The organism is Pseudomonas sp. KB_15 (genome assembly GCF_052114525.1).
Classification (GTDB): Bacteria; Pseudomonadota; Gammaproteobacteria; order Pseudomonadales; family Pseudomonadaceae; genus Aquipseudomonas.
The window spans coordinates 1-517 of sequence record NZ_JBFREX010000166.1 but is presented as its reverse complement, the minus strand read 5'-3'; the positions used below and the strand labels follow the sequence as shown (position 1 = coordinate 517).

Annotated in this window: 1 protein-coding gene; it reads left to right on the top strand. The window is 75.2% G+C overall.

Translation table 11 applies throughout. The features are described from left to right. Positions 1–23: 23 nt before the first annotated feature. Positions 24–517, top strand: a 494-nt coding sequence (locus AB4Z35_RS30255; protein WP_442101196.1) for a helix-hairpin-helix domain-containing protein, incomplete at its 3' end; no start/stop codon positions are given.

Sequence of the window (517 nt, the reverse complement as noted above, 5' to 3'; positions counted from 1 at the left end):
GGCATGACGTGGTGACGCAGCCCGTGGACGTGACCGTCAGCGGCTGGGAGAGCGCGCTGGAGGCCCGCCGCCCCGGCCAGCGCTACCGCGACGTGCGGCTGGGGCTGGGCCGCGTGCGCGGCATGCGCGAGGATGCCGCGCTGCGCATCGAGGCGGCGCGGGCCGAACGGCCGTTCGAGAGCGTGGAAGACCTGGCACGGCGCGCGGGGCTGGACAAGCACGACATCGACGTCCTGGCGGCGGCCGACGCGCTGGTGTCGCTGGCCGGCCACCGGCGCCAGGCGCGTTGGCTGGCGCGCGGCGCGGCGGTGCAGTCGGTGCACCGCGACCTGCTGCACGAGGCACCCCCGGCCGAAGCCGAGCTGCTGCTGCCCGAGCCGAAGATCGGCGAAGACGTGGCCGCCGACTACGCCAGCCTGGGGCTCTCCCTGAAATGCCACCCGCTGACCCTGCTGCGCCGCCGCCTGACGGCGCTCAAGTTCCTCACGGCGCAGCAGCTATCGCGGCTGGGCAACGG